Origin of the sequence: Streptomyces sp. CA-249302 (assembly GCF_050936785.1) — a bacterium.
Taxonomy (GTDB): Bacteria; Actinomycetota; Actinomycetes; order Streptomycetales; family Streptomycetaceae; genus Streptomyces.
On the sequence record NZ_JBNJMG010000001.1, the window covers coordinates 5,698,716 to 5,716,678 of the forward strand.

At 68.9% G+C, this 17,963-nt stretch carries 15 protein-coding genes, 1 tRNA gene and 1 pseudogene; 10 read left to right on the forward strand and 7 right to left on the reverse strand.

What is annotated here, in order from left to right:
• Positions 1–116: 116 nt before the first annotated feature.
• On the forward strand, positions 117–3,176 hold the full coding sequence (locus ACQEWB_RS25650) for an FG-GAP-like repeat-containing protein (protein ID WP_432834815.1): 3,060 nt from the start codon (positions 117–119) through the stop codon (positions 3,174–3,176).
• A 216-nt stretch (positions 3,177–3,392) separates the two neighbouring features.
• On the opposite strand, the gene ACQEWB_RS25655 is transcribed toward ACQEWB_RS25650, so the two are convergent.
• The gene (locus ACQEWB_RS25655) at positions 3,393–3,815 is read right to left on the reverse strand and encodes a universal stress protein (protein WP_432834817.1); all 423 of its coding nucleotides are present in this window, start codon (positions 3,813–3,815) and stop codon (positions 3,393–3,395) included.
• A 201-nt stretch (positions 3,816–4,016) separates the two neighbouring features.
• On the opposite strand from ACQEWB_RS25655, the pseudogene ACQEWB_RS25660 reads away from it, so the two are divergent.
• Positions 4,017–4,789 (forward strand): annotated as a pseudogene (locus tag ACQEWB_RS25660) (alpha/beta fold hydrolase).
• Positions 4,790–5,468: 679 nt separating this feature from the next.
• Here the strand turns inward: ACQEWB_RS25660 and ACQEWB_RS25665 are convergent.
• The 4 genes from ACQEWB_RS25665 to ACQEWB_RS25680 form a co-directional block, all read right to left on the reverse strand.
• On the reverse strand, positions 5,469–6,509 hold the full coding sequence (locus ACQEWB_RS25665) for an aldose 1-epimerase (protein ID WP_432834819.1): 1,041 nt from the start codon (positions 6,507–6,509) through the stop codon (positions 5,469–5,471).
• A 16-nt stretch (positions 6,510–6,525) separates the two neighbouring features.
• Positions 6,526–7,308 carry an ATP-binding cassette domain-containing protein gene (locus ACQEWB_RS25670; protein ID WP_432834821.1) on the reverse strand — a complete coding sequence of 261 codons (783 nt, stop codon included), beginning with the start codon at positions 7,306–7,308 and terminating at the stop codon, positions 6,526–6,528.
• Positions 7,305–8,339 carry an ABC transporter permease gene (locus ACQEWB_RS25675; RefSeq protein ID WP_432834823.1) on the reverse strand — a complete coding sequence of 345 codons (1,035 nt, stop codon included), beginning with the start codon at positions 8,337–8,339 and terminating at the stop codon, positions 7,305–7,307. Before ACQEWB_RS25675 ends, ACQEWB_RS25670 begins: the two co-directional genes overlap by 4 nt.
• Before the next feature lie 108 nt (positions 8,340–8,447).
• On the reverse strand, positions 8,448–9,575 hold the full coding sequence (locus ACQEWB_RS25680; protein WP_432834825.1) for a substrate-binding domain-containing protein: 1,128 nt from the start codon (positions 9,573–9,575) through the stop codon (positions 8,448–8,450).
• Between the two features lie 150 nt (positions 9,576–9,725).
• Here ACQEWB_RS25680 and ACQEWB_RS25685 point away from each other — a divergent pair, with 150 nt between their 5' ends.
• The 4 genes from ACQEWB_RS25685 to ACQEWB_RS25700 all read left to right on the forward strand — a co-directional run bounded on the left by ACQEWB_RS25685 (position 9,726) and on the right by ACQEWB_RS25700 (position 12,566).
• The gene (locus ACQEWB_RS25685) at positions 9,726–10,784 is read left to right on the forward strand and encodes a LacI family DNA-binding transcriptional regulator (RefSeq protein ID WP_432834827.1); all 1,059 of its coding nucleotides are present in this window, start codon (positions 9,726–9,728) and stop codon (positions 10,782–10,784) included.
• A gap of 133 nt (positions 10,785–10,917) precedes the next feature.
• A complete protein-coding gene (locus ACQEWB_RS25690) occupies positions 10,918–11,286 on the forward strand; it encodes a hypothetical protein (RefSeq protein WP_432844015.1) in 369 nt (122 codons plus the stop codon).
• Positions 11,287–11,937: 651 nt separating this feature from the next.
• Positions 11,938–12,159, forward strand: a complete 222-nt coding sequence (locus tag ACQEWB_RS25695; protein ID WP_432834829.1) for a type II toxin-antitoxin system VapB family antitoxin — start codon at positions 11,938–11,940, stop codon at positions 12,157–12,159.
• The gene (locus ACQEWB_RS25700) at positions 12,156–12,566 is read left to right on the forward strand and encodes a PIN domain-containing protein (protein WP_432834832.1); all 411 of its coding nucleotides are present in this window, start codon (positions 12,156–12,158) and stop codon (positions 12,564–12,566) included. The genes ACQEWB_RS25695 and ACQEWB_RS25700 overlap by 4 nt, the downstream gene beginning before the upstream one ends.
• A gap of 331 nt (positions 12,567–12,897) precedes the next feature.
• Here ACQEWB_RS25700 and ACQEWB_RS25705 read toward each other — a convergent pair.
• A tRNA-Gly gene (locus ACQEWB_RS25705) sits at positions 12,898–12,968 on the reverse strand.
• Between the two features lie 574 nt (positions 12,969–13,542).
• On the opposite strand from ACQEWB_RS25705, the gene dcd reads away from it, so the two are divergent.
• From dcd to ACQEWB_RS25725, 4 genes are all read left to right on the forward strand, one after another.
• Positions 13,543–14,118, forward strand: coding sequence for a dCTP deaminase (gene dcd / locus ACQEWB_RS25710; RefSeq protein WP_432834834.1), 576 nt, complete (start codon positions 13,543–13,545; stop codon positions 14,116–14,118).
• Complete coding sequence (locus ACQEWB_RS25715) at positions 14,115–14,624, forward strand: phosphoribosyltransferase (RefSeq protein ID WP_432834836.1); 510 nt, start codon at positions 14,115–14,117, stop codon at positions 14,622–14,624. Before dcd ends, ACQEWB_RS25715 begins: the two co-directional genes overlap by 4 nt.
• Positions 14,625–15,703: 1,079 nt before the next feature.
• On the forward strand, positions 15,704–15,832 hold the full coding sequence (locus tag ACQEWB_RS25720; RefSeq protein WP_432834838.1) for a hypothetical protein: 129 nt from the start codon (positions 15,704–15,706) through the stop codon (positions 15,830–15,832).
• Between the two features lie 353 nt (positions 15,833–16,185).
• Positions 16,186–16,932, forward strand: a complete 747-nt coding sequence (locus tag ACQEWB_RS25725; RefSeq protein ID WP_432834840.1) for a DUF899 family protein — start codon at positions 16,186–16,188, stop codon at positions 16,930–16,932.
• Positions 16,933–16,957: 25 nt separating this feature from the next.
• Here the strand turns inward: ACQEWB_RS25725 and ACQEWB_RS25730 are convergent, their stop codons facing one another.
• The gene (locus ACQEWB_RS25730; RefSeq protein WP_432834842.1) at positions 16,958–17,950 is read right to left on the reverse strand and encodes a Yip1 family protein; all 993 of its coding nucleotides are present in this window, start codon (positions 17,948–17,950) and stop codon (positions 16,958–16,960) included.
• Positions 17,951–17,963 lie beyond the last annotated feature (13 nt).

Consider the following 17,963-nt stretch of genomic DNA (forward strand, 5'->3'; position numbering starts at 1 on the left):
CCAGGGGCGACTTGAGCTGACGTCCTTCTGACCTTTCTGCGACCACAACCTTGTCGCCCTTTGCCGAGTCTTGATCGTGCAAGTGTCCTCTCTTTGCACTCCCGTGGAGGAACCAAGTGGGCAGACGTGCCCTCATTCGTGGCGGTATCGCCGCCGCCATCTCGCTCACCCTGGCCGTCGGTCTCGGACCGCTGGCCCTCGACGCGCACGCGGCCGCGGGCACCGAGGCGGTCATCCCGGCGTCGACGTCCCTGGCCCCCGGCACTTATCTGTTCAGCGCGGGCCCGTCGGGGTTCCTACGCTACGAACCCGGGCGCGGCCATGTGTGGACCACCTACGTCGGTGAGGACACGGTGGTGGACGCCTCGGCCACCGAGGTCCGGGGCATGCCGGAGTTCGGCGCCGGTTCGGATGTCGTCGCCCGCTACGACGAGGACGCGCGGACCGTGACCCTGCGGGACATGGGCGCGGGCGGGGCAGCCACGACGATCGCGCTCCCGACCGGCCACACCTACCAGGGGACGCTCGGGCGGACCGTCGTCACCACCGCCTCGTCGAGCGGCTACAAGTTCCACCTGCTCGACCTTCAGGACGACGGCACGGTGCGCGACCGCGCGGCGGTGGGCGTCCCGGACGGCATCACCATGCTGAACTCCGGCAACTCCCCGGTGGGCGACGCCCACGGCGTGGTCGTCCAGTACTGGATCGACGGCAAGCTGCGCAGCGGCTGGCTCGACGCCGACGCGGGCAGGCTGGTCGAGCTGCCGTACAACCCCACCATCAGCACCACGGGGCGCACGGTGCTCACCGCCACCCACCTGGTGGCGTGGGACGGCTCCGGCACCGTCTCCGTGTACTCCCGCGACGACCTGACCACCGCCGTCCGCACGGTGCCGCTGCAGGCCGACGTCGCGACCCATCTTCTGGGCATGGTCGGTGACCAGCTTTTGGTCTCCCGCTACGACTCCTCGCTCGGTGCCCAGGACGGCGGCCTGCCCGTCTGGCGCGTCGACGCGCTCGCCCCCGACGGCTCGACCACCAAGACCGTGCTGGCCCGCTCGCGGAGCTTCGCCCTCGCCGTCCCCACCCCCGACGGTGGCCTGCTGGTGCCCGGCAGCGCCGCTGACACCGCCGACTTCGGCGTGACCCTGGTCCGCGCGGGCGCCGACGGCACCCCCGTGGCCCAGAAGATCGCCTCCTCCGTGCTGAGCCCGATCGCCGACCCGGTGCAGCGGCTCACCCTGGACAACGGCCGCCTGACCGTCACGGAACTCGACCGCGACCAGGGCCGCACCTACCTGTACAGCCGGGACATCGGCACCACCGGCGACACCCTCACGGCCGGCACCCGCACCTCCCATGGGGTCAGCACCGACGCCTCGCCCTACCTCCTGGGCACCGGGGACGGCCGTACGGTGATCTGGAACGTGTGGGAGACCGACGGCGACCCGGTCCCCAGGGCCGTCCAGCCGACCGGCTCGACCCCCGGCACGGCCGTCGACGCCACACACGACTACGTCCGGGTCTGGGACGCCAAGGGCCGGCATGTCGCGATGGCCACCGAGTACACCGACGCCGCTGGTTCGGAGACCAGGGTGGTCGACCTCGACACCGGTGCCACCGTGCGCACTTCGGCGACCCACGGCATGACGATGTGGGGCACCACCCTGTGGGTGCGGGATGGCAATGACGGCGCTGTTCCGGTCGACGTCCGCACCGGCGCCAAGGGCGACCCGGTCTGGTTCTCGAAGTGCCTGCTGGAGAACCTGCAGGCGGTCGGGCGCTGGCTGCTGTGGTCCTGCGTCGGCTCGGGTGAGGGCCAGGGCGTCTACGACACCGTCACCAAGACCAGGCTGACCCTCACCGAGGGCGCCTGGGGGACCGCCGGGCTCGGCGACGGGTTCGTCGTCACCGAGGCGGGCGGCGAGCTGAAGGTGACCGACGTCCGCGGCGGCACACCGGTGACGCACTCCGTGGCCACTCTTTCCGGCGGGGAGCCCTGGGACGTCGACCCGTACACCGGCCTGATCGCGTACGTCGACAGCAAGCAGAACACCCACGTGGTGTCCAGCGGCGTCCCTGTCTCGGCACTGACCCAGCTCGACACCTCCGCAGCCGGCTCGGTCGACGTCAAGAGCGCGGCCTGGAACCCCCGTTGGTGGCTGTCGAAGGCGGCCGCCTCCTGGAAGCTGGTCCTGAAGAACAAGGCCACCGGTACGACCGTCCGCACCCTGACCGGCGGCACCGCACAGGGTGTGCTCCAGGCGTCGTGGAACGGCGAGGACACGGCCGGCAGGCTGGTCGCCAACGGGGCCTACGCCTGGACGCTCACCGCGACCCCGGCCGACGGCGAGGGCGCGGCCCTGACGAAGACCGGCACCCTGAAGGTCACCGGTGCGACCCCGGTCCGACGGGACTTCGCCACCGCGGACGGCTTCGGCGAGGTGCTCACCCTCAACGGCTCGGGCGGACTGACGTACCGGTACGGCACCGGCACCGGGACACTGAACGGCAAGAAGACCGGCTCCGGCTGGCCGACGAGCGCCAAGTTCGTACCGTTCGGCGACCTGAACGGCGACCGGTGCAACGACGTCCTCGTTCGCTACGGCAGCGGCGCGCTGCGCGCCTACCGGCCTGCCTGCGGGGCGGCGGTGACCCCGTCGACGCCGTACACCTCGCTGGCCACCAGCGGCTGGACACAGTACGACGTGCTGACCTCGCCCGGGGACGTCAGCGGTGACGGCCGCGCGGACCTGATCGTCCGTCAGGCATCCACCGGGGACGTCTACCTGTACAAGGCGACGAGCACGGGCAAGCTGTCGGCGCGCGCGAAGATCGCGTCCAAGTGGACCGGCTACAAGAAGATCGTGGGTGCCGGCGACCTCAATGGCGACGGTCACGGCGACCTGCTGGCGCAGGACAAGTCGAACGAGCTGTGGCGCTACGACGGCACCGCGACGGGCAAGTTCAAGAGCCGGGTGAAGGTCTTCAACGACTGGGGAGCCTCGTACAACGTCATCGTCGGCGTGGGTGACATCACCGGCGACGGCAGGGCCGACCTCGTCTCCCGCGACACCTCCGGTGTCCTCTACCGCAACAACGGCAACGGCAAGGGCTCCTTCGGCGGCCGCACCGAACTCGCCACCGGCTGGCAGAGCTACAAGGGCGTGTTCTGACTCACTCCGCAAGCCTCCTTTCCTCGGCGGGACGACCCTGTCCCGAGGCGTGTAGTCGTCAGAAAGGTCTGGACGGCAGCGGGTGACGAGAATCGAACTCGCGCTCTCGACCTCGGAAGCGACGGCGCTTTCGTAGTCGTATGCAATCTGACCTGAGAAGATCCGCTGATTCCCGGTTGTTGTGCGGGATTGGCGGCACCGTTGAGGCCAAGACTCTCAGCGCACGATCAGCACCGAGCAAGGCGAGTGGCGGCTGACCTTCTCGGCGGTGGAGCCCAAGAACCGGCCCCAGACCGAGGAGCGGCCGCTGTGCCCGACGACGATCAGGTCCGCCCGGTGCCGCTCGGCGGCGCGGACGATCTCCTGAGCCGGGTGCCCGGCATGGGTCTCGCCGTCGAAGGCAACCCCGTGCCCCGCGGCGTACCGCCTGGCGTCGGCCAGCCAGCGGTGACAGGCACGTGCCTCGATCGCCAGGTTCCCCGCCGTCCCCTCGGCCGGCTCCTCGTCATACGGCAGATGCGCCTCCACGGCGACGGCGATCAGCTCACTCCCGTACAGGCGCGCCAGCCCGACCGACCGCTCCAGCGCCGTGCGTGCGCCTGGGGAGTCGTCGTAGGCGACCAGGATTCGGCGGAACACACGACGCAGTGTGCGCCCGGTCGGTACCCGGGGGAAGACATGGCGCACGTGCGCCAGTGCGGTGAGGTCCGCGGGTTGAGGGTGTGATCTCGACGGCGCCGAGGTCCGCCTGCGCGGGCGGGTGGATGGCACGGATGCCGGCGAGCTGCTCGTGGTCTTCGGCGGTTCGGCTCACGCTCGGAAACTGATCGGTTTTCCTTGATGGAAGGCGATCGGTTTCTCGTTCTCCGGGGAGAGCCGTGGCCGTTTGGTGCCCCATCGCACACAAGGAGTCGGCGCGAGGGCCAGCTGTGCTACCTCAAGGCGGGCACCGGAGCCCCCGTTGTTCTGCTGCACAGCGTGCGCACGCAGGCCGAGCACTTCCGCCACCTCATCCCGCTGATCGCGGACCGGTAGACCGTGTACGCCCTCGACCTGCCGGGGATGGGCTACTCCGAGATCGTGCCCGGGGCGTCGTACGACGAGCCGGCCATGCGCGCGGGCATCGAGCGGCTCCTGACCGAACTCGACCTGAACGGCGTGACGTTGGTCGGAGAGTCCATGGGGGCGGTGCTCGCCCTGACCAGCGCGGCCGATCTGCCGGAGCGGGTACGGCGCGTGGCCGCGGTCAACACCTACGACTTCCCCGGCGGAATCGCCCGGTCCGGTCTCCTCGTCCGTGTGGTGGTCGGCGGTGTCCTCGCGCCCGGCGTGGGCGAACTCCTGAAGGTCGGCGGGCGCCCCGGCTACCCGACCGTCGCGCGAGGCGTGTACCAGGCCCTGCCCAGCCTCATCGCGGCCCGCTCGCGCTACCCCGAGGTCAAGGCCCCGTCCACCTCGTCTACGGCGAGAAGGACTGGTCCAGGCCCTCCGACCCGGAGGCCAACAAGCGGCTGCTGCCGACCGCCGACTTCACACAGGTCCCGAAGGCCGGCCACTTCATCGCCCTGGAACCGGCCGACATGCCGGCCGACCTGCTGAACGCGGCGGCCTGACCACCAGGAGCTCCGGCTTGAGGGGCAGCGCATGCGGAGATCCGGACCGTGCCGGACGTCCCGCCACGAATGCGCCACGGCACGGTGCTGCGCGCGAATGCCCACCACTTCGGCAGCCGTCACGCCCGCCGGCTCGACCGGCGATGTCCCGCGCCGTTGCTCCGCATTCCGTAGCACCGCAGTGATCACATCGCTCCGCCCTGGGAGTGGGCGCCTTCGGGCGCCGCACGAGACAGCCGAGGGCAAGGCACTGGGCGAGAACGGCAGGCTCATCGCCCACGCCGCCCTCGAACTGGGCTGAACAACAAACAAACCCCAGGTCATTGACCTGGGGTTCACAGTGGAGCGGGTGACGAGAATCGAACTCGCGCTCTCAGCTTGGGAAGCGACGGCGCTTGGGCGGCCTCGTACCTTCTGGCCTGCGCAGATCCGTTGAACTGCTACTCGTGTGGGGGCCTGGTGGCGCCGCTGCCGACCGTGGTTGTCCGCCCTGAAGGGCTGAGCGGAGCCGTCGCGACTGCACACGGGTAGCTGGCCTCTACGCCGATTCGAAAGGTCACGAAGAGCCTCACCTGTGAGGCCGGCTTCGATCTCCGCGGCGTGCAGCCTGGTGCCCGAGGCAAGGCGACAGCCCGTTTCCGTCGAGTACCGAGGCTCTGTGCGTGCGGTGCCGTCTCGATCACGAAGTCGACGGCCGGCCGTTTCGCGGATGCGCGTTTCCCGAGGACGCGTACCTGACGCCGAAGCGGAACAGGCGGTGTCGGCCGGGTTCCAGGGCCAGGCCGGCGGCGTGTTCCGGGCGGTTGAAGGCGTCGGTCGTGGCCTCGACGGGTTCCAGGGCGATGGAGGTGCGGCGGTCTCGTGCCAGGGTGTCTCCGGTGAAGACGTGCAGGTAGCCGCCGTACTGCCACACCCGTAGTTCCGCACCGGTCGCCGGGTCGCTCAGTACGGTCTCGGTCCGGCCGTCGGGGCCTGGGGAAAGGTGTGCGAAGCAGGCGTCGATGACCGCGTCGCCCAGTCTTCTCGGCGTCCGGAAGTCCATGTCGGGGCAACGGTCCAGGGGGATCCGGCCGTCCTCGCCGTGCAGGGGGACGAGGGACGCGTCGGTGCGGATCAGGGTGTGGGCGGGGATGTGCAGGACCAGGTCGTCGACGGGACACGACAGGGTGAAGTAGGGGTGCCAGCCCGCCGCGTAGGGGGCGGTGGTGTCGCCCACGTTCGTCGCGCGGATCACGACGCTCAACTCCCGGCCGCTGACGGTGTACTCCACCTCCAGGTCGAGGGCGAACGGGTAACCGCGGTAGCGCCCCGGTCTGATGCTCGTGCTCCGCAGCAGCAGGCGGGCGGAGTCGGCCGTCGTGGTGGTGTGGACGAGTTCGAACGGCGTCTCCCGGGCGAAACCGTGGTAGATCAGGCGGTCCGTACGGCGGCCGGGCAGCAGGTCGTGGTCGTGTCCGTCGTAGCGGTAGCGGCCGTCGGCGACGCGGTTCGGGAACGGGGCCAGCAGGCCGGCCCGTACGCCGTCCTGGGACAGCAGTTCCTTCTCGTCGCGGTAGCCGTCCGTCAGTTCCCGCAGCCGGGCTCCGTCCCTCACCTGCCAGCTCAGCAGCGTCGCGCCGCGCAGGGCGAGGACGGCGCACGTGGAACCGTCCGGCGCGGAGACGACAAGGGTGGGTTCGCCGCCGAGACGGTCCTCGGCGATCCGGTACTCGGCGGTCATTCCCCTGGTATCCCCTTCAGCTCGCTTCGGGGGCGAGCTTCTTCGCGCCCGTCATGATGGCCACCGCGTCCTCCATGGAGTGCGACTGCGGGGTGATGACACCCGCACGGCCGCCGAGCCGCTGGATGTGGATACGGTCGGCGACCTCGAAGACGTTGGGCATGTTGTGGCTGATCAGGATGACGCCCAGACCCTGGTCGCGCAGGTCGCGGATGAGCTTGAGGACCTGTCCGGTCTCACGGACACCGAGGGCGGCGGTGGGTTCGTCGAGGATCACCACGCGACCGCCGAACGCCGCCGTCCGGGCGACCGCCACGGACTGCCGCTGGCCTCCGGAGAGCGTCTCCACCGCCTGGCCGATGTTCTGCAGCGTGCCGATGCCGAGCCGCTTCATGTGGTCGGCGGCCTGCCTCTTCATCTCGCCGTTGTCGAGCATCCGGAACACCGAGCCGAGCACGCCCTTGCGGCGGATCTCGCGGGCGAGGAAGAGGTTGCTGGCGATGTCCAGGGCAGGGGCCACGGCGAGGGTCTGGTAGACCGTCTCGATGCCGGCGTCGCGGGCGTCCTGCGGGCGCTTGAAGTTCACCTCCTTGCCGTCGACGAGAATGCTGCCCCGGTCCGGGACGAGGGCCCCGGAAAGGCACTTGATCAGGGTGGACTTGCCGGCGCCGTTGTCGCCGATGACGGCGAGGACCTCGCCGGGGTGGAGGCTGAGGTCGACGTCGTTCAGGCCGACGACCCGGCCGAAGACCTTGACCAGACCCTTGGCTTCGAGAACGGGGGCGGTGGCGGTCGTCACGACTTCACACTCCGGATCCACTGGTCCACGGAGACAGCCGCGATCACCAGGACGCCGACTGCGAGGACTTGGTAGTTGGGGTCGATGCCGGCCAGCGCGAGGCCGTTGACGAAGACCTGGACGATCAGCGCGCCGATCAGCGAGCCGAAGACCACGCCGCGTCCGCCGAACAGGCTGGTGCCGCCGATGACGACGGCGGTGATGGACTGCAGGTTGGCGTTGAGGCCGCTGTTGGGGTCGCCGCCGCCGACCCTTCCGATGAGGACCCAGGCGCCCACCGCGATGGTGAACCCTGCCAGCATGTAGGCGCTGAGCAGCACACGGTTGACGGAGATGCCGGCGAGGCGGGCGGCTTCGATGTCATCGCCGACCGCGTACAGGTGGCGTCCCCAGGCGGTGTAGCGCAGGGCGTAGCCGACCACCGCGTACAGGGCGATCATGAGCAGGACGCCGTTGGTCAGGTTCAGCTGCCCGAGAGAGACGGTCTCGCCGCTCCACATGAGGATGTTGCCCGGTTGCAGGGAGACGGTCTGGCCCTTGGCGTAGATCAGGGTGATCGCCGTGAAGACGCTGAGTGTGCCGAGTGTGACGATGAAGGGCGGCAGCTTGACCTTGGTCACCAGGAACCCGTTGACGGCCTGGGCGGCTATCGCGACGACCGCCCCGGCCAGCAGGGCGAACACCCCGGGCCAGTGGTTGTCCGCGACGAGCTTCGACATCAGCAGCGAGGCGAGCACCATGACCGCGCCGATCGACAGGTCGATGCCGGCGGTGAGGATGATGACCGTCTGCCCGACGGCCAGCGAACCGATGACGGCCACCTGCTGGACGACCAGCGACAGGTTCTGCAACGCGTAGAAGCGCTCGTTCACCAGGGAGAACACGACGGCGGCGAGCACCAGGACGATGGCCGGGCTGAGGGCCGGCTGACGGTGCAGTACCGAGTGGATGCGCTGGGCGGGGGTGGCGGGCCGGTTGAGGAACTCCTCCGCCGGTGCCGGTGTGGCTTGACTGTCCACGTGAGTGGTCACAGGGGGTCCTTCCGGTTTCGTCCCCGGTACGGGCTCATGGGCTCGGGCGGAGCGGGTGCGACGCCGGCGCCGTGCCGGGTTCCGGCGTCGCACCGGGCTCAGGCGGTGTCAGCTGCCCCAGCAGGCGGAGGCGGCCTGCGACGGGGACTGCACGGTCAGGCCGTCCAGGGACTTCGCGGCCACCAGCGCGGTGCCGGTGTCGTAGAACGACTTGCCGTTGGTCACGCTGGGCTTGCTGCCGCCGCGGGCCAGCTTGGCGATCGAGCTGACGCCGAGGGCCGCCATCTTGCCCGGGTACTGCACCGCGTCGGCGGCGAACTCACCGCTGGTCACGTTCTTCAGGCCGGCACAGCTGCCGTCGATCGCGTAGATCGCGACGTTCTTCTCCTTGCCGGCCGCCTTCAGCGCGTTGTACGCGCCCTCACCCGCGGGCTCGTTGATCGCGTAGACGACGTTGATGTTCGGGTTGGCCGACAGGCAGTTCTCCATCGCGGTGCGGCCGCCGTCGATGGCGCCCTGGGTGGGCTGGTGGCAGGCGACGGTGTACGTGCCGCCCTTGCCGCCCGTGTACTTGCCGGACTTGGCTTCCTTGCCGTTCTCGGTCTTGCTGCCCGGGTCTATGCCCATGCCTTCCAGGAAGCCGTGGTCGCGGTTGATGTCGACGGAGACGACCTGGTTGTTGAACAGGTCGAGCATGGCGATGACCGCGGGCTTGCCGTTCAGGGCGGCGGCGGCGTACTGGCCGTCGAGCTTGCCGGCCTGCTCGTTGTCGGTGGCGTAGGTGATGTCCGCGACGCTCGCCGGGTTGGGCGCGGTGTCCAGGGCGATCACGAACAGGCCGGACTGCTTGGCGCGGTTCAGCGCGGTGTTCACCGCGTCGCCGTTGGTGGTGATCAGGATGCCCTTGTCGCCGCGCGCGATGGCGTTGTCGATGGCGGTGATCTGGGTCTGGGTGTCGCCGTCGGTGTTGCCCGCCGCCACCGTGAGACCCACGTTGTCCTTGGCGGCCTGCGTCTTGGCGTCCTTCTCCATGCTCACGAAGTACGGGTTGGTGAGCGTCTTCAGGATCAGCGAGACCCCCACCTTGCCGCTGCCGCCCGAGGCGGAGGAAGAGGAGCTTCCGTCGGAGGAGCCGCAGGCTGCCAGCGTGGCGCCGAGGCACACGGTGACGCCGATCGCCGCCGCCCGGGTACGTCGACGGCGGCGGCCCGGCACCTGGCTGATTGAGATGGTCATAGCGTGATCCCTTTCGGAGCCCGGCCCTTGGCCGACGCTGAGACAACGTTGACTGGACGGGATACTGGGCCCGTATGGACGAGGGCGTCAAGGGGCTGATAGACATGCGTCCGCAACGAGTAGGTAACGCGTACCCGGTTGGAGACAACGATGACTCAGGGCGAGTCGCCGCCCCGGTCGACCCGCAGCCGCCCCACCATGCGTGAGGTGGCGGCGCTGGCCGGCGTGGCCATCAAGACGGTCTCCCGCGTGGTCAACGGCGTCCCCACCGTCGATCCGGCGATCGTGGCCAGGGTCCGCGAGGCAGCCGACAAACTGGGCTACCGACCCAACCTGACCGCCAGCAGCCTGCGCCGCGGGGACGGCCGTACAGCCACCATCGGCATGCTCGTCGAGGACGCCGCCAACCCCTTCTCCGCCGTGTTGACCCGCACCGTCGAGAACGTGGCACGGGAACGCGGAGTGCTGGTCCTCGTCGGCAGCCTCGACGAGGACCCGGCCCGCGAACGGGAGTTGGCCAGGGCACTCATCGACCGGCGGGTCGACGGGCTCGTGATCGTCCCTGCGGGACGCGACCAGAGCTACCTGATCAGCGAGCAGCACACCGGCACCTGCATGGTCTTCGTCGACCGCGAGGCCGGCCTGCTCGCCGCGGACGCCGTCGTCTCCGACAACCGGCAGGGCGCCGTCACCGCCGTCAACCACCTGCTGAAGGGCGGCCACCGCCGCATCGCCTACCTCGGCGACCGGGCGTCCATCCCCACCGCCGCCCAGCGGTTCGACGGTTACCGGCACGCCCTGGAAGTCGCACACATCGAGTACGACGACGGGATAGTCCGACACACGGGGTCCAGCGAGGCGGCGGCCGTCGCTGCCACCGAGCACCTCCTTTCCCTGCCGAACCCACCCACGGCACTGTTCACCAGCCAGAACTTCGTCACCATAGGGGCCGTCCGCGCACTGCGAAGCCTCGGCCTGCAAGACACCGTCGCCCATCTCGGCTTCGACGACTTCCCCCTCGCCGACATCCTCAGCCCCGGCATCTCCGTCATCGCCCAGGACGTCGAGCAGATGGGCAGGACAGCCGCCGAGATGCTCTTCCGCAGACTGGACGGCGACCCGGCCCCCACCCGCACCGTCACCGTGCCGACCCGGCTGGTCCAGCGGGGCTCCGGCGAGATCCCGGCCGGAGGCCCCCGCCACGACTGAACCGGACCAGGCAACGGGACGGCGCCCGGCCGTGACCGTGATCGGGTAGGCCCTCATCGATCCGGTCCAACTCGGCGCGCCCGGCGACTACCGCGCCCGGCCCGGCGGCAGCCCGTTCAACGTCGCCGTCGGCCTGGCCCGGCTGGGACACCGCTGCGCCCTCATGGCACGGCTGGCCGACAACGCCTTCGGCCGGATCCTGCGTGCCCACACCACCGCCGAGGGCATCGACCTGGCGTACGTCTCCGCAGCGACCGAACCCACCACGCCGGCTGACGTCTCCATGGACGCGGAGGGGCAGGCGAGTTACGCCTTCTACCTGGAGGGCACCGCTTCTACCTGGAGGGCACCGCAGACTGGCAGTGGACGCAGGTCGAGGCCGCCCACGTTCCCCCGGAGACCGCCGTACCGAACTTCGACTCGGTCGCCTCCTGGACACCACCGGCCAGTGAGCGCATCCATGCCACCGTTCGACGGCTGCGCGCCAGTGGTACGGCACTGATCGGCTACGACCCGAACGTCCGTCCCCTTCCGCCCAAGGTGCTCGTGCCCTCCACGCGCCCATTCGGATCCAAGGGCGCCGGCAAGAACGCCGAAACGGCCCACCAATACACAAGCCCCAGACCGGTGGCCTGAGGCTTCATAAGAGCGGGTGACGAGAATCGAACTCGCGCTCTCAGCTTGGGAAGCGATGGCGGACGAGCAGAAGGTGTTATCCCGCCGGTTCTGGACGGCAGAGCACACCCTCGACCTCCAGAGCGGCCGGACGAGCGGTGCGGCGCCGCTGGCTCTGCCCGGTCAACGGGGCAGCACAGACGCGGTCGTGGACGGTGACGAGAACGGACGCCCGCCACGGCAACTCCAGGCTGGCCTGGACAACACCCCCCCCCCGCGGCCGATGACCTGGGGGTTTTGCTGGTGCGGGTGACGAGAATCGAACCCGCGCAGCTTGGGAAGCGACGGCGCTTGGGCAGGCTCTACGGCTCTGACCTGTGCAGATGGCTTCTTCCTGGGCTGGTTGCATGGATCGGGTTGCGGGCTCCATCGTCCTTCGCAGCTGTGCATGCCGGGATCCGACATGCATGCCTGGACCCGCGAATGTTGGTGACATACCCTTCTATGTACATCACCAACATTGCAAGGGAGGCGATGTATGTCTGTAACCCAGATCGACATCGACGATGACGCCCTGGAACGTGCGATGGCTCTGTCCAAGGTCAGGACGAAGAAGGAGGCCGTCAATCTCGCTCTGCACTTCTACGCCGAGCAGCAGGAGCGTGCCGCGCGCATCAGCCGCCATTTCGAACGTGCGCGTGAGTGGGGTGCCGTCGAGGACGCCGAGCGCCTGCACCAGGCGGAGAAGAACAGCCGGTGATCTACCTGCTCGACACATCGTGCCTGGTCCGGCTGCTCCGCGACCCGAAACTGCAATCGGCCTGGTACGACGCGATCGACGCCGGGGCCATCGCGTCCTGCTACGTGCAGCGCGCCGAATTCCTCCACAGCGCCCGGAACGGACGCGAGTACGACGAGATCGCGGAGATGTTCACCGACCTGTACCCCGATGTGTCGGTACCGAAGAACGCGGGGCGCTGGATCAGCGCAGTGCAACACCGGATGGCTCGGGCCGGGGAGCACCGCAGCGCTTCGGCGGTGGACCTTGTCATCGCCGCGACCGCAGCCCATCACGGACTGGCCGTCCTGCACGACGACGCCGACTACCGCGCCATTTCCCGGCACGCATCCGACCTGACCGAGCACAACATCCACGACATCGCCTGAGCGGGGTGCTGTACCGCGGCCGGATCGTTGAAGTCCTGTCCACCGGGCACGAGTTGGGCAACCAACAGGGCTGTGATGTCCGCACACGCCATCCGTCGCGTTTGCAGAGGGATGGGCAGGCTGAGGGCTCGCAGCCGGGACCGATGTGGTTGATGCGGTGAAACCGCAGGTCAAAGGTGCCGTTCGCGGTCAGATCCGGTGAGGCTGCCATGACCGCCGAGAACCCGTGCCCTCCACGTGCCCAATCTTCGTGTACCCACCGGCCTGTTCCTGCGGAGAAACCCTCCGCCAACGCACAAGCCCCAGGCCGCTGACCTGGGGCTTCAAAAAGAGCGGGTGACGAGAATCGAACTCGCGCTCTCAGCTTGGGAAGCTGATGTTCTACCATTAAACTACACCCGCGTAAGACGCCGGTCGGGACCGGTGTCGGAACGCGTTGTCACCTTACCTCATGCCAGACCCCCGGCGCTGAAGCCGTGGGGTCTGGGTGCGTTAAGGGGGTGTGACAGGGCTGCGGGGGGCCGGAGTTGGGGCGTACGGTGGAGACGTGGGAGAGGGTCCGGGCGAGGTCGGAGTGCCGCCTGGAGAGTCGTTCCTTTGATCCCGTAATGTGGCATTTGTCGTCCGCTGGAGAGCAGTCGGACGGGGCTCTTGGGGAAGGGACTCATGGACTTGATGGAGCGCACCGTCGTCCGTTGTGCCGATGGGCACGTGTTCAGCACCGCGTCGTTCCCGATGCAGCAGGCCGAGCGGCTCGGCCCTGGTCGGCTGGTGAGGTGCCCACGGTGTGCCCGGCTTCGCAGCGTCGTGCCGGTCAGCCTTGAGAAGCATTAGCGATCAGAAGCAGTAGCGATCGGATGCGGTGGCGGCAGTAGTCGTAACCACCGGCGATAGTTGCCAATAGATGGCAATACACATCAAGGCGCGCGGATCAGGCGATTGTCCTCGGTCCGCGCGTCTTGCGTATCCTCGGGGCGTGCTTCTCTCAGACAAGGACATCCGGGCCGAGATCGACGCCGGGCGAGTGCGGATCGATCCCTTCGACGAAACCATGGTGCAGCCGTCGAGCGTTGACGTGCGGCTGGACCGGTACTTCCGGGTGTTCGAGAACCACCGGTACCCGCACATCGATCCGAGCGTCGAGCAGGCGGATCTGACGCGGCTCGTGGAGCCGGAGGGCGACGAGCCCTTCATCCTCCACCCCGGTGAGTTCGTGCTCGCCTCGACGTACGAGGTCATCACGCTTCCCGACGACCTCGCCTCACGCCTCGAAGGCAAGTCCTCCCTCGGGCGGCTCGGGCTCGTCACGCACTCCACCGCCGGGTTCATCGACCCCGGCTTCAGCGGTCACGTGACCCTCGAGCTCTCCAACCTCGCCACCCTCCCGATCAAGCTGTGGCCGGGCATGAAGATCGGGCAGCTGTGCCTGTTCCGGCTCTCCTCGCCGGCCGAGTTCCCGTACGGCAGCGACCGGTACGGCTCCCGGTACCAGGGGCAGCGCGGGCCCACCGCCTCCCGGTCCTACCTCAACTTCCACCGGACGCAGGTATGAGCGCCGTCCGCGAGAACCTCACCTACGAGGCCTTCGGCACCGCCGTACGCGAACTCGCGCAGACCATCGTCGACGACGGCTTCGAGCCCGACATCGTGCTCAGCATCGCCCGGGGCGGCGTCTTCGTGGCCGGCGGGCTCGCCTACGCCCTGGACTGCAAGAACATCCACCTCGTGAACGTCGAGTTCTACACGGGCGTCGGGACCACCCTCTCGATGCCGGTGATGCTCGCGCCCGTCCCGAACGTCATCGACTTCTCCGACAAGAAGGTCCTCATCACCGACGACGTCGCCGACACGGGCAAGACGCTCAAGCTGGTACGGGACTTCTGTCTCGACACGGTCGCGGAAGTCCGCTCCGCCGTCATCTACGAGAAGTCGCAGTCGCTGGTGAAGTGCGAGTACGTGTGGAAGCGGACCGACGACTGGATCAACTTCCCGTGGAGCGTTTTGCCTGTAGTGCGTAAGTCGGGCGAGCCGATCACTCCGTCTAAAGAAGCGTTCTGACTCGCACCTACGCCACTCCCTCCACCCACCACTCTCCCCAGCTCCCATCCCGTCCGCCGTCGACCCACACGCATGTGGAGCGGGCGTGGTTCATGGCGTCCAGGTGGAGCGCGCCACTGTACGAACGACCTGGACGCCATGGGCCGCGTCTGCTCGGCTCTGCCTGGGTCGATGGCGGACGGGATGGGAGCTCCCCGCGCACGCCACTACGGACCCGCGCTCGCGAACGGCGCCCCCTCCATCCCGGTGCCGGCCGATCCCCCGCCGGAGGCATCGTTCTGACCGTGGTCTTGCCCGTTCAGGTTTCTACTCAGGGCCGGAACTCGCTTGCGGCCCCAGGGGCACGGCCCCGGCGCCGAAGGCGCAGAGGGGCCGGGTCCAAGGGGCCAGCCCGCGCTTGCGCGGGCCCTTGATGAGGTAAAGAAACCTGTAACAGTTCTCATGCTCCATGGCCTGCAGAGGAAGACGGCATCTCTCCGAGCTGGGCTTTTACCGGCATCCCAAATTGGCATATACGTCTTCAGTGCGACGTATTGTCTCAGGTGAGACAGTATGGCAACATGGAGACATGTCCACCCGTCGAAATCGGCAACGGCCCAAGATCGCACAACGACCGCCCCATACAGCCCAGCTCCCCGCAGCGGACGAGCCTCCTACCACCCCCGAAGACTCGCGGGCCAAGGCCGTACGGCAGCTCGTCGAACCTGGACAAGAACGCGTTCGTCTCGCCGCTGAGTTGGAGCGACTGGACGCTAGTCTCCGCCCCCTGATCCTCGAAGCCGTCAGTGCCGGCGTCCCCTATCGCCGCCTTGCCGAGCTCACCGGGATCTCCCGCGCGACCGTGGCCCGTTGGGGCAAGAGCGCAGAGCAGTGAAAGTTGGCCCGTCCGATTCGAAGGAGTCGAAGCCATGTCGAGTCGATCCGCCCTCGCCCTCGTACAAGAGCCTTGCCCGACCTGTTCCGGCACCTGCCTAACGACCGATGATGGTTCCGTGACCGGAAAGCCCGGCGAGTCTGTCCCCTGTTCCTGCTCCAACGACTCCAGCAAGGCCCCTGAGGGCGCGCACTACAGCGTTGGCGTGCGCCTCTCTCTCGACCCCGCCCTCTGCGCCTGCGGAGGCACCGGATGGCTGGACGGCGGCTTCTACGTCTGGCAGGGGGCCGTTCACCTGGCAGCCGACGAGCGGTGCCCGCTTCACGCCACCTGACGCGGCCCTGGCGGTTGGTGTCAGCCGTTGGTGTCGAAAGACCCCCGGACCGATGATCCGGGGGTCTTTTCGCTGGTGGGGCTACACAGCCGACCCGCGTAATGCAGCGCCTGCGACTTCCCTCATTCGGTCAACGACGCCTGGAGTGTGCTGCCGCCCGTGAGCCGGTCCGGGGAGTCGGTCAAGGTGAACAAGGAAGCGCTCTGAGCTGAGGGGGCGCGTCCAGTCCTTCGGTGTTCGGTTTCGGGTCCGCGATGAGTTTCGGCCGGGGCGGGAGTCTGTTCCGGTGACCGTCGTAGAGCGTCGAGCACGGTGACCGTCGTAGAGCGTCGAGACCTTTGTCGGAGGACACCATGAGTAACCCGCCCATCGTCGACCTCGACACCTGGCAGGCCGCCCGGGACGAGCTGCTGGTTCGGGAGAAGGCGCACACCCGTGAGGGGGACGCCATCGCCGCGGCCCGGCGGCGGCTGCCGATGGTGGAGTTCGACGGGGCCGTCGAGGTCGTCGGGGCCCAGGGGCCGGTGCCGTTCCTGGAGTTGTTCCAGGGGCGGGACGAGCTCGTCGTGTACAAGCACATGTGGTACGACGGTGCGCCGCACCAGGGACAGTGCGAGGGCTGCACCACCACCGCCTGGCATCTGCAGGACGCCGTCTATCTCAACGCCCGCGGGGTGTCGTTCGCCGTGCTGACCACCGGGCCGTGGGACGAGGTGGCCGACTACGTCCAGTTCATGGGCTACCCGCAGCCCTGGTACTCGGTGCGCGGCGTGGACGGGCCGGCCGGCGGGAGCATGGGGTACCTCACCTCCTACCTGCGCGACGGCGACCGCGTCTTCCTGACCTACTCCACGACGGGCCGCGGCAACGAGCGGGTCAACGGGGCGCTCGGGCTGCTCGACATGACGCCGTACGGCCGTGGCGAGAGGTGGGAGGACAAGCCGGAAGGCTGGCCCGAGGGCCGCGACGCCTGCTGGTCCTGGCGTTCGGACGCCGACGGGAACGCCGGCTGGGGGCCGACCAGCCGCCCCGTGCCGCAGTGGACCCGCCCCGGCGCGGGCCCCGAAGAGACCCTCGGCCGACGCGGGCACTGCCACTGACGTCGCCAGACGCTAGAAGCAGACGCTAGAAGGTACCCAGCTTCACGATCGACAGCAGCGCGATCAGCTGGATCGCCGACGCGCCCAGGGCCTTCGGCCACGGAAGGTCGTGGGACTTGGAGACCATCAGCGTCAGCAGGGCGCCCGCCGCCACCCAGGTCGCCCAGCCCAGCAGCTGGACGAAGCTCGCGTCGCCGCCGAAGAACATGGCGACGACCAGGCGGGGGGCGTCCGTGAGGGACATGATCAGCATGGAGAGGCCGACCGTGGGCTGCCAGGCGCCGTCGCCGCCGAGCTGGCGGGCCAGGGTGTGGGTGACCACGCCGAGGACGAAGGCGGAGAGCACCATCGCCACCGCGGTGGTCAGGACGATCGGCACCGCGTTGGCGAGGGTGGCGTCTATGGCGTCCTTGCGGGCGCCATCGAAGCCGAAGACGGCGAGGAGGCCGTAGAGGAAGGTGACGATGAGGGCCGGGCCCCACATCGTGTAGTCCCGCATCTGGAGGAAGGTCTGGTTCGGGGCGAGGACGATGCCCCGGAGCAGGTCCTTCCAGTGCAGGCGCGGGCCGATCGGGCCGGACGGCGCCTGGGCCGAGCCGGCGCGGTACGTGCCGCCCTGGTTGTACGGGTCCTGGCCGACCGAGAACGCCTGGGTGTGGCCCGGGTTGTTGGCCGCGTACGGGTCCGGGCCGCCCTGCGGCGGGTAGCCGCCGCCGTCGCCGAAGTACTCCGGCTCCCCTTGGGCGCCCCCGTTGCCGCCCTGCGGCCACTGGCCGCCGCCGGCCCCGTTGCCGTACTGCTGCGGCCCGGGCTGCGGCGCCGGCGGGTAGCCGTACGACGGGCCCTGCGGCGTCTGCTGTCCGTACGGGGGGTGTTGCGGTCGCGTTTGCGGAGCGCCGTTGTTCCGGCCGCCGCGTCCGATCCTGAATCCTGCCACGCCTTCGAACGTACCTGGTCCCGGAGAGTGACGTGCCGGGCCCGGCGTTTCGGGCCCGGCTTTGCTGCTGAGCTGTGACATCCCCTAGGGGCCC

Coding starts and splice junctions, on each gene's coding strand:
- ACQEWB_RS25665 (WP_432834819.1), bottom strand. CDS start 6,509: ATGACCGCCGAGTACCGGATCGCCGAGGACCGTCTCGGCGGCGAACCC.
- ACQEWB_RS25680 (WP_432834825.1), bottom strand. CDS start 9,575: ATGACCATCTCAATCAGCCAGGTGCCGGGCCGCCGCCGTCGACGTACC.
- ACQEWB_RS25725 (WP_432834840.1), top strand. CDS start 16,186: ATGAGTAACCCGCCCATCGTCGACCTCGACACCTGGCAGGCCGCCCGG.
- ACQEWB_RS25715 (WP_432834836.1), top strand. CDS start 14,115: ATGAGCGCCGTCCGCGAGAACCTCACCTACGAGGCCTTCGGCACCGCC.
- ACQEWB_RS25685 (WP_432834827.1), top strand. CDS start 9,726: ATGACTCAGGGCGAGTCGCCGCCCCGGTCGACCCGCAGCCGCCCCACC.
- ACQEWB_RS25730 (WP_432834842.1), bottom strand. CDS start 17,950: ATGTCACAGCTCAGCAGCAAAGCCGGGCCCGAAACGCCGGGCCCGGCA.
- ACQEWB_RS25695 (WP_432834829.1), top strand. CDS start 11,938: ATGTCTGTAACCCAGATCGACATCGACGATGACGCCCTGGAACGTGCG.